Origin of the sequence: Psychromonas hadalis ATCC BAA-638 (assembly GCF_000420245.1) — a bacterium.
GTDB lineage: Bacteria > Pseudomonadota > Gammaproteobacteria > Enterobacterales > Psychromonadaceae > Psychromonas > Psychromonas hadalis.
The window spans coordinates 1-9,630 of sequence record NZ_ATUO01000132.1; the positions used below are offsets into that span (position 1 = coordinate 1).

The 9,630-nt window shown below is 37.1% G+C and carries 7 protein-coding genes and 3 pseudogenes; 8 read left to right on the forward strand and 2 right to left on the reverse strand.

The window, feature by feature from the left end:
- The 5 genes and pseudogenes from G322_RS24310 to G322_RS0114430 all read left to right on the forward strand — a co-directional run.
- A pseudogene (locus G322_RS24310) lies at positions 1-179 on the forward strand (IS630 family transposase); the annotation flags it as partial.
- A gap of 101 nt (positions 180-280) precedes the next feature.
- Positions 281-721 (forward strand): hypothetical protein, encoded by a 441-nt coding sequence (locus G322_RS22415; RefSeq protein WP_022942446.1) that lies wholly within the window; start codon positions 281-283, stop codon positions 719-721.
- Between the two features lie 80 nt (positions 722-801).
- Positions 802-1,320 carry a methyl-accepting chemotaxis protein gene (locus tag G322_RS22420; RefSeq protein WP_022942448.1) on the forward strand — a complete coding sequence of 173 codons (519 nt, stop codon included), beginning with the start codon at positions 802-804 and terminating at the stop codon, positions 1,318-1,320.
- 8 nt (positions 1,321-1,328) lie between these two features.
- A complete protein-coding gene (locus tag G322_RS22425; protein ID WP_022942449.1) occupies positions 1,329-1,760 on the forward strand; it encodes a methyl-accepting chemotaxis protein in 432 nt (143 codons plus the stop codon).
- Between the two features lie 170 nt (positions 1,761-1,930).
- Positions 1,931-4,186, forward strand: a complete 2,256-nt coding sequence (locus tag G322_RS0114430; RefSeq protein WP_022942450.1) for a hypothetical protein — start codon at positions 1,931-1,933, stop codon at positions 4,184-4,186.
- A gap of 1,127 nt (positions 4,187-5,313) precedes the next feature.
- Here the strand turns inward: G322_RS0114430 and G322_RS24860 are convergent.
- The gene (locus G322_RS24860; protein ID WP_425413900.1) at positions 5,314-5,562 is read right to left on the reverse strand and encodes a GDYXXLXY domain-containing protein; all 249 of its coding nucleotides are present in this window, start codon (positions 5,560-5,562) and stop codon (positions 5,314-5,316) included.
- Positions 5,563-5,683: 121 nt separating this feature from the next.
- Here G322_RS24860 and G322_RS21895 point away from each other — a divergent pair.
- A pseudogene (locus tag G322_RS21895) lies at positions 5,684-6,787 on the forward strand (IS3 family transposase).
- 29 nt (positions 6,788-6,816) lie between these two features.
- Here the strand turns inward: G322_RS21895 and G322_RS23475 are convergent.
- Positions 6,817-7,020: pseudogene (locus G322_RS23475) on the reverse strand (transposase); the annotation flags it as partial.
- 258 nt (positions 7,021-7,278) lie between these two features.
- Between G322_RS23475 and G322_RS0114450 the strand changes: the two are divergent.
- Both G322_RS0114450 and G322_RS0114455 read left to right on the forward strand, forming a co-directional pair.
- A complete protein-coding gene (locus G322_RS0114450; RefSeq protein ID WP_022942453.1) occupies positions 7,279-7,722 on the forward strand; it encodes an RrF2 family transcriptional regulator in 444 nt (147 codons plus the stop codon).
- 34 nt (positions 7,723-7,756) lie between these two features.
- Positions 7,757-8,971: an NnrS family protein gene (locus G322_RS0114455; RefSeq protein ID WP_245542327.1), complete on the forward strand. Its 1,215-nt coding sequence runs from the start codon at positions 7,757-7,759 to the stop codon at positions 8,969-8,971.
- The last annotated feature ends 659 nt before the right edge of the window (positions 8,972-9,630 follow it).

Consider the following 9,630-nt stretch of genomic DNA (forward strand, 5'->3'; position numbering starts at 1 on the left):
CTATAGAGCGACTGTGGAAGGTGATGAGTGAATATGCAAGAAACAATAAATACTTTGCAACAGCAAAAGAATTTCGACAGAGTATTAATGAGTTTTTTAGCCTTACCCTTCCCGAAATTGGTAGTACTTTAACGAGTAGAATTAATGACAACTTTCAAACCTTCAATTTTGCAGTTTGAAGTGCGATGAGCTAGATGCGAAATATTATCAAGTCGTTTGGGTATATAACAGATTTATTGTGCTTTATAAAATGAATTTTAGGGTGAAAAAGGCGTTACCAGTGGCATTGGTTTCAGGTTTATTTGTTATTATTTTGTTGAATGTCTGGTCAGCTTTTAATGACCAAGAAAAATCAGATAACCTATTAAGCCCGCATATTTCCCCCACGTTAAAAGAGTTTGATGAGGGTTATCGAGATTTGTATCAGATCATGACTGCTGCTAAAGCGTTAGCTTTAGGTGAAGAGGTTAATCATTACAAAATGGAGTTTAGAAATAAATCTGAAAAAGTAGAAAAACGCTTATATTCGCCACAAAAGTTAATAGATTTAGGTTTGATTAGTAATCAAAACCAAGCAGAGATGCAGGCATTAAAAGGTAATTTTCAGCGTTGGTTTACCCTCTACAAAGGACTGTTTGCATTGGATAGTGGTTATGATAACTATTATGAAAAGCATATCATAGGGATGAAAGCACTGTTATTGAGATGCGTATCTCTTTAAAAAAACTCCAAACCACCATTGAAAGTACAGAAGCTAACTTAGTTCAAGAAAAACATGAAAAAGTAATTCGTAGCACGTAAATGATGGAGGTTGGTGGTTTAATTACCATTGTTTTGTCTGCTTTTTTAACATGGTATTTATCTGGTGTGATTGTTGCCCTGATTAAACGCTTGAACAGTGCCATGAAAGATATCTCAACGGGTGATGGAGATTTAACGGCACGTGTCGATGTGGAAACACAGGATGAGATCGGTCAGTTTGCAGGTTCTTTTAATTTATTTGTTGAAAAGATACAGCAAACTATCTCAGAGGTGATTACTGCTTCACAAGAGGTGCGTCATGAGATGGTTAATATTGGTAATGTAACTAACTCTATCTCTGTGGGTGCAAGTGAGCAACAACAAGAAAGTGATGCGGTAGCAACCGCCGTGCATGAAATGAGTGCGACCAGTGAAACGGTGAGTCAACATGCGAATGAGGCTGCTTCTGCTTCTCAAAATGCCAGTGACGAAGCAAGCAATGCAAAATTAGTATTAGGTGATACGGTCAATCGTTATCCACGGAGATTGCACAGGCGGGAGAAGTCATTAACACCTTAGAGCATGATGTGAAAGATATTAGCTCTATCCGTGGTATTGCAGATCAAACTAACTTGTTGGCATTAAATGCTGCCATTGAAGCCGCACGTGCGGGTGAGATTCAAAACATAATTGAAAAATTACAAAATGGTGTGCAACCAGCGGTTAAAGTGATGGCCTCTTCACAAATCAATAGTGAAGAAACTGTACAACAAGCTGATATTGCAGGTAACTCAATTGATGCCATTGTTAGTGCAATTAATATTATTAATGATATGAGTATTCAAATAGCAACGGCTGCCACGGAGCAGAGCCAAGTAAGTGAAGATGTGAATGTGCAACATATCGCTGAAAATAGTCATCAAGTGGTAGGTATGGTTTCTGATGCAGAAACTGCTTGCGTTGCACTGGATATGCAATGTACTCAGTTAGATAGTTTAGTCGCACAATTTAAGGTTTAATAACAACCTGTTAACTTGTTATTCATAAAGAGGCTTAGGCCTCTTTTTTTTGTGTTTTATTTTCTAATAGATTGTCCAAAGTATGTTCAGTATCTCTTTTCTCAAATAAGTACTTGTTCTTTATCAACTATACTTAGTGTACTTTGTATATTAATTTAGAGAGAACGGGCATGGAAACAAAAAAGAACGCATTAAAAAAACAGGTGTCGCAGGGTGATGCAGTTGATAAAACGATAGATAAAATAGAGCAGGTTGAAGTAAAAAACAAACCGAAAGTGAGTAGCAAGCCCATTGCAAAAAAACAATCTGTCACTTTAAATAGTGAGGTGGTAGAGCCTGATGATAATGTCGTCCCTATTTCTGAACATATCTATTTTATCGAAGACGATACGCAGCGTATTGTAGAAAACTTGGCAGAGTTAAAAGCTCAGATATATCCACTGCATGATAACTTCACAGCAGAAGACCAAGAAAATGCACCATTTCCCTCCGTTTGTTTAGTTGGGTTAGGTCGTTGTGGGTCAAATATCTCATTAGACCTTGCTAATCTGGTTTATAACGCGCGTAACTATTACCTTAATGATTTTCAAAAGTCATCTGCTAAACAAAGCTCCTCGGGTGCAAGTGGTTGGATTAAAAAAAGCTTAGGACTTAAACCCTCGCACGATAAACGCGCCGCCTTTCTGATTGAGCCCTTTGTCATATTAGGGGATCTAGACCAAGATATTGATGGACGTGTGCGTTATTCCTATATGGATGGTAAAGATAGCTTGTTAGATGGTTACTCTAAAATGAAGATAATGGATCTTTCTGAGGTGCATGCAGGAGGCTCTGGTAACGCCCCTGTTTTAGGGCAATATTTAGCAAAGATTATTCTTAATAAAGGCGCAGAGAAGTTTTTAAATAAAGATTGGAAATTACTCCACTCTTATCTGATTGATTCCTGTGGTATTAAAGCGAACCAATCACGGCTATTCTTTTATATTTTTAGTGCAGGCGGTGGGACGGGCTCGGGTATGGCATCAGAGTTTGGCCTTGCGCAGCAATATGCTTACATGAGTAAAACCTTGCATACTAAGAAAAAGGGTCAAGAGTCACGTAGCGATGCACACTCTTTTGTGTTTGAGCCTATTTTTAGTAGTGGCATCTGTATTTTACCTAATATTTCTTGTCAGTCAGTGGAACTCTCAGAGGCGCTACATATCAATGCTGGACGGTTGTTGTGTAAATACCTGTCTGAGGAGTGGGATTTTTCCTATAACTTAGACAGAGAAGAGGACGATAATAAACGCACTATTGTAGATCGTTTACGTCCTTGGAACTCTATGATGCTGATATCAAATGATATTATGCGTTACGCTGAAGAAGCGGATGGTGGTAGCATGCAAAATGTTGATGTGAGTACCATGGAAAAATATGCCAATCAATATATCTCGCAACAAATTTTTAATATTCTTACTGCGCAAGCGGTGACCAAAGATTATGACCAAGATTACTTTCGCCGTGCAGGGGTGGATATCAGCGAAACCATTCGTTTAGATGCCAACGATCTGTTTATGAGCCTCGCAGGGCCCGTCACTATTGCTTATGCCGAATCGACTGTGAAAAAAACCGCACCTATTATTGATGGTAGCCAATCAGGGCCAAGTGAGTTAGTTGAGTTGGATATTGATGATCTGTTCTTCCGCTCGATTGATCTGCCACATTTTAACAAAGACACCCGTGCTATTGAGGGAGTAAGCCTGCTACCGATGGAAGCAGGAGCCTACCGTGAGCATTTAGCCGATTGCCGTAATAATAATTTTGATACCAGTAAATTAAAAGAGATCCTATTTTTTAATAAATGTTCGTCGATAGTCTCAATTATCTCGTTACCCAAAGATTACAAACTATCTTATATGGACCTGAATAAGTTAAAAACACATCTTAATAGCCTCTTTCCCAACACTACCTTGAAGCGTTATGCATTAGTTATTGGTGCTTCTGAAAATATCTCTTTAACCACCCTGATTGCAAAAAGCCCGTGTTTAAGTGATGACTTTTTGACCCTAATTGTCTCTTATGTAAAACGTTGTTTTGCGAAAGGTGAGTACAGCTATGATGATAAGTTTGATGAAGCATTTCTAAATCTGATTAAAGATGATGAGTTTGATGAGGCTGGGCTTGATGAGATGATTTCAGAATTTGAAAATCCGGCTAAAATATTAGATACCAACTGGCATGCGATTAAACCGATGTATGAGAAAAAGTATCGTGAAATATTAGGTGATGATGAAAAATTTGTTTCGATTAATGATATTCGTTTAACTTCTGAAAACGTTAAACGCGCGATTAAATATTTGCGTGAAATATATCGCTACCGTGTGAGTAAAACCAAGCTTATCTCTTTAAACCAAACAAAAAAGATAAGCTTAAATAAACTGTAACGATTAAAAGAGCGTTTAATATTTTTATAGCAATACCATTCCGCTCAATATAATGATCAGGTTTTACGTAGGGTAAATTGCTAAGGTCAAGGCGCATGATTGAGTAATAGCTGGCTATTGCGATTGAATGCAACGCAGGTATTAGTAATTTAAACCAGTAAAAACGATCAGTTACTTAGGCGGATTGGTATAAGCGCTCTTTAAACTTAAAATAGAGACAGAGCAACTACACATACACCCTTTCCTGTTATCTCGGTCACACTTATTTTTCAGCGATTATTTACGCCTAAAAAGGCATGTGAGAGATCGACCATTTTAGATTTAGGAGATTGTGCTAATTAAAAAGTTATTTCACTACCTAAATAACATAAAACAACATAACCATTTGATTTATAGTGTTATATTATTTTTTGATGTTATTTATATGCAAAGTTTCCTGCCTAAAAACAGAACTCAACTTGCTTAAACGGGTATTATTTGTTGCGTAGAGAGGAGATACGGTTTTACAGGAAGTAAGACAGTAACGAATTAACTCTTTGCAATTGTCAGGATGACAAGCTGGACACTCTCAGGATGAGAGAAAATAAAACAGGATGTTTTATTGTTAAGGAAGACCAGGGAACAAACTACAGGATGTAGTTAAGGAGCACCTTTCAGGATGAAGGGAATATAATAACTAGGATGGTTATTATTAGTCAGGATGACAAGTGAAGGACACCTCCTAAGGAAAAGGAGATGACGGATAGACATGATGTTTATCTTATAAGGATGTATAAAGGGAAGCACCCAAAGGAATGGGAAGTGGATGCCTTGAATATGGCAATTAGTCAAACGGATGTAAGCAGGGAGCATCAACTATCATGGACTGGATAGAGTGACTAAACTTAGGGCAGCTTAGGCTGCCCTTTCCTTTGCCTGCGATAAAATAAACTCTTCAAACACACCAAAACAGAGTGACTCGCTAAACATTCAGTCAGTTTAGGTTGCCCTTTCCTTTGCCTGCAATAAAATAAACCCTTCAAACACACCAAAACAGAGTGACTCGCTAAACATAAACTCTTTAAAACCATCAAAAACGTTAATGTAAAACTTAGGTTATTTTCTGTCGATTAGATTTTAATTCTCATTTAAAGTAGCGTGATAAGCTTTAGTGTTTTATCGAACATCGCATTGAGCAATAACTCACCCTGTGAATTTACTTTAAATTCACTATAACGTGATTGTTGATATGGTTTAGCGCTTCCCTTTTCAAAGGAAAATACGTTGCTCGCAAATTTTATTTTACCGTCACGCACGCGGTAATTGAGCGCTAAAGTATTTTTTGCTAGTGCCTCACCTTGGAAAATTACCCTGGTAAGAGGCGATATTCTGTTTATTTAAACTAACCACCACTTTGCCATCATGATTTTCAATAGTCTCTTACCAGTCATATATGACGTGGTTTAATAGATTCACCTACCCCAGTTAAGATATAATGAACTTAATTGGAGAGATGAAATGGCTACACGTAAAAAATACTCAAAAGCCGATGTAGCTAGAAACCTTGCGATTGCTAGGTAAATGGATTAAAGAAGTTGACAGAGAAGATGCTTAGCATTTAGGGGGAATGGGGTATTAACACCTGAGCAGTTGGAAATTCGTCAACTGCGGGAAGAAAATAGAAAGCTTAAAATGGAGCGTGAGATCCTAAAAAGGCAACGGTCTTCTTTGCCAAAGAAACGAAATAAAGTATTCGTTTATTACAAGGCACAAGAAGACCTGGTCAGTGAGTATTATTTGTCCTTTAGTCGGTGTCAAAAGCAGTAATTATTATAGTTATTTAAAGCGGTCCAAAAATAAAAAAATTGCACTTGATCATGAAAACATGATTGAGGTTATCCAGAACGTAGCTAAAAGCAGTGATTACACGTGTGGGAGCCGTAGAATGCAAAAAACCTTAAATGCGTTTAGCTTCCCTGTAGGACGTTGGAAAACAGCTAAATTAATGAAAGAAGCTGGTGTTTGGGCTCACTACAAAAAGAAATATAAATCGACAACAAACAGCGAATATAATAAACCCATTTTTAAAAATGAACTTAAACAAAACTTTAAATTTGACCAACCCAATCAAGCTTGGATTGGTGATATAACCGACGTTTGGACAATAGAGGGTTGGTTGTATCTTGCTGTTGTTATTGATCTATATTCGAGAAAAATAGTTGGTTGGAGTATGTCATCAAGAATGAAAGCAAGTCTTGTTTGTGATGCACTGTTGATGGCAATTTGGCAACGAAATCCAGGCAAAGATCTTATTGTTCATTCAGATCAAGGAGTGCAATATGCGAGTGATAAATACCGAAAGCTACTTAATCGTCATGGGCTAATTGGTAGCATGAGTAAAAAGGTTGTTGCTGGGATAATGCTGTTGCGGAAAGCTTTTTTGGCAGTTTAAAACAAGAAAGAGTGCACTGGAAAAATGACGAAACTTGATATGATGCACAGCAGGATATCTTAAATTACATCACTATGTGGTACAACCCGTATCGACTTCATTCTTACTTGGGATATTGCAGTCCAAGTTATTTTGAAATGATAAACGGGTATGCGAAAAAAGTTGCTTAACTAGGGTGTGTGAATTTAGTTGACCACGTCATAATGGCATAGGCGCAAATTTCAATTGAAAATACTTCAGATAAATAACGAACTCGATCAACCATCCATTGACGTCGATGTTCAAAACTTTGGCCTGTATATTTATCATTACCACAGAGAAATGCGCGACGGACACAACGAGAAATACAGTGATAATACGGCGTATCGACAAGTGAAATCAATGCACCTCGAGATTGAGTCATGTAGCTTGCAAAATTTAACCGAGGAGATTAATTAACCATAGATTAAGCTTGAAATTCAGTCAAAGTTTACGGATGTCCCCGATCTTCTCCCGATCTTTCTATCTTCATACCCCTTATTAAACTTACTTATTTGCAATAACTGCAAGCGTTGTTCACTTATTAAAATAAATAATTTAATCGTAACTAATTTAAAACTATTTACAGTTAGCTTTAAAGATGTAAAATTAATACATCTTTAATTCTGGCTAAGGTAAGTAGATGCACATCACCCGGTATACCGATTATTCATTACGTGTATTAATTTATTTAGCAATTAATACTGGGCAACTAAGCACCATCAATGAGATCGCAAAAAGTTATGCGATCTCTAAAAACCATTTAATGAAAATTGTGCAACAGCTTAACCTGCAAGGTTACTTGTTAGCTACTCGTGGCAAAAATGGTGGTCTTAAATTAAATCGACCTGCCAATGAGATCAATATTGGTAGTTTGGTGCGTGCAATTGAAGATAATAATAAATTAGTTGAGTGTTTTGGGGATAACAATCAATGTGTGATCACTCCAAGTTGCCAATTAAAGCGTATTTTTTCAGAAGCACAAGAGAGCTTTTTTAAAACATTAGATAGTTACACACTGCAAGATTTATTAGGTAATAAACAACAACGTGCTTTAAGTGAATTGTTGGCAATAACAGTTAAATAAAAAAATTAGTCCGTTGTAATGACAACGTGTAAAAATGAATAATTGGATAAATAACATGATAAATATTCCAGGATCAAAGAAACAAATTGTGGCTGATAAATCTGTCGCCTTTTTAGAATTTGCGTTCCGGCCCTTTTTTCTTTTTGGCGCCATTTTTAGCATTATCAGTTTATTAATTTGGACTGCACTGTTACGTGGTGATACGACCTTGAGTTTATACGGTGGGAGCCTGTGGTGGCATAGCCATGAAATGTTATTTGGCTTTACCGCTGCTATTATCGTTGGTTTTTTATTAACGGCGGTACAAAATTGGAGTGGCGTTCGTAGTTTAAATGGTAAAGGTTTATTGTTATTACTGTTGTTATGGTTAGCCGCGCGTATTGCCTTTTTCTTTCCTGAGCAGTTACCACAAGCTTTAATCATCATCGTTGATATGGCCTTTTTACCTCTCGCGGCTGTTGCTCTCGCTTACCCCATTATTAAGGTGAAGCTGTGGCGTAACTTAATGTTTATTCCTATCTTATTAGTGATGGCGAGTAGCAATGCATTAACACATTACGCGGCATACACTGGCGATTATGCCCTGAGCAGTAGTGCAACCACCTTTATGGTATTACTGGTCACTTTAGTGATGTGCATTATGGGGGGCCGTGTTTTTCCCATGTTTACTGCAAACGGTACAGGTACCCCTCGCGTTAATGCGATTAATATCTTAGAAAAATTATCTGTTATCAGCATCTTAGTTGCTGTTATGGCAGGCGCTAAATTTATTGAACTGCCATCCATGGTGGTTGCGATTATATTTATCCTCACCAGTATAATTCATGCTGTACGGGTGATTAGATGGAAGATATGGGTGACGTTGAAAACGCCCCTTGTCTGGTCGTTACATATTAGCTATTGGTGTATTGTGCTTGGTTTATTGCTGTTCGGTCTTTCTGAAATCAGCAGCTTAGTAAGCCATTCACAGGCAATTCATACATTAACCATTGGTGGAATGGCAACCATGATCCTAGCGATGATCTCACGTGTTTCACTGGGCCATACAGGTCGTACGATCGTGGTCGGAAAAACGATGACAGTTGCCTTTCTCGCTATCATTGCAGCGTTTGTTATTCGCGTTTTTGGCCTCTACTTATTAGATAATTACAGCCAAGTATTGTCATTAACGGTACTATTTTGGACCATTGGATTTGGTTGTTTTGTGGCTCTGTATTTGCCTATTCTAATCAAACCAAAAGTTAATTAATTAACCAAAAATATCAAGATAAAAATAGGTTTTAAGTGCACCTTAAGCACTTAGATAAAATTAATCTTATTAATTAAATAAATGGAGAATAATATGAGTTGTTGTGGTGGATGTGGTGGTAGCAAACCAGAAGATAAAAAACAGGAAGAGCAAGAGCAACAAGAAGCACAAAAGTAATACCATTTCGGCTAATTAAATGATCAAATATTACTTAAGAAAAATGAACCAAATTAAGGCGTAAGTGGTTCATTTTAATCAGTAAGATTGAGCAACTATTTAGCGTAATGAGTATAAGCCTGTATGAAAATAAAAATCCAGTCAGCTATTTGTTGAGTGGATTTTTTTATACGCGAATTCACTCTTTTTTATTAAGCACATCTTTCGGGAAATCGATGATAAATTGGCTTCCTTGGGTAAATTTATCATTAAATATAACGCTCCCTTGAAATGACGGTACCACCAAGTTACAAACATTATGCAATCCTAAACCTGTTCTCATTTGGTTGTAAAAAAGGGCTCAAATATATTATTAATGTGTTCTTTATGTATACCAATCAGCCTAAGTAACTGATCGTTTTTACTGGTTTAAATGACTAATATCTGCGTTGCATTCAATCGCAATAGCCGGCTATTACTCAATCATGCGCCTTGACCTTAGT

Excerpts from the sequence above, each read along its gene's own strand:
- G322_RS22420 (WP_022942448.1), top strand. The coding sequence starts at position 802 with ATGATGGAGGTTGGTGGTTTAATTACCATTGTTTTGTCTGCTTTTTTA.
- G322_RS0114430 (WP_022942450.1), top strand. The coding sequence starts at position 1,931 with ATGGAAACAAAAAAGAACGCATTAAAAAAACAGGTGTCGCAGGGTGAT.
- G322_RS0114450 (WP_022942453.1), top strand. The coding sequence starts at position 7,279 with ATGCACATCACCCGGTATACCGATTATTCATTACGTGTATTAATTTAT.
- G322_RS0114455 (WP_245542327.1), top strand. The coding sequence starts at position 7,757 with ATGAATAATTGGATAAATAACATGATAAATATTCCAGGATCAAAGAAA.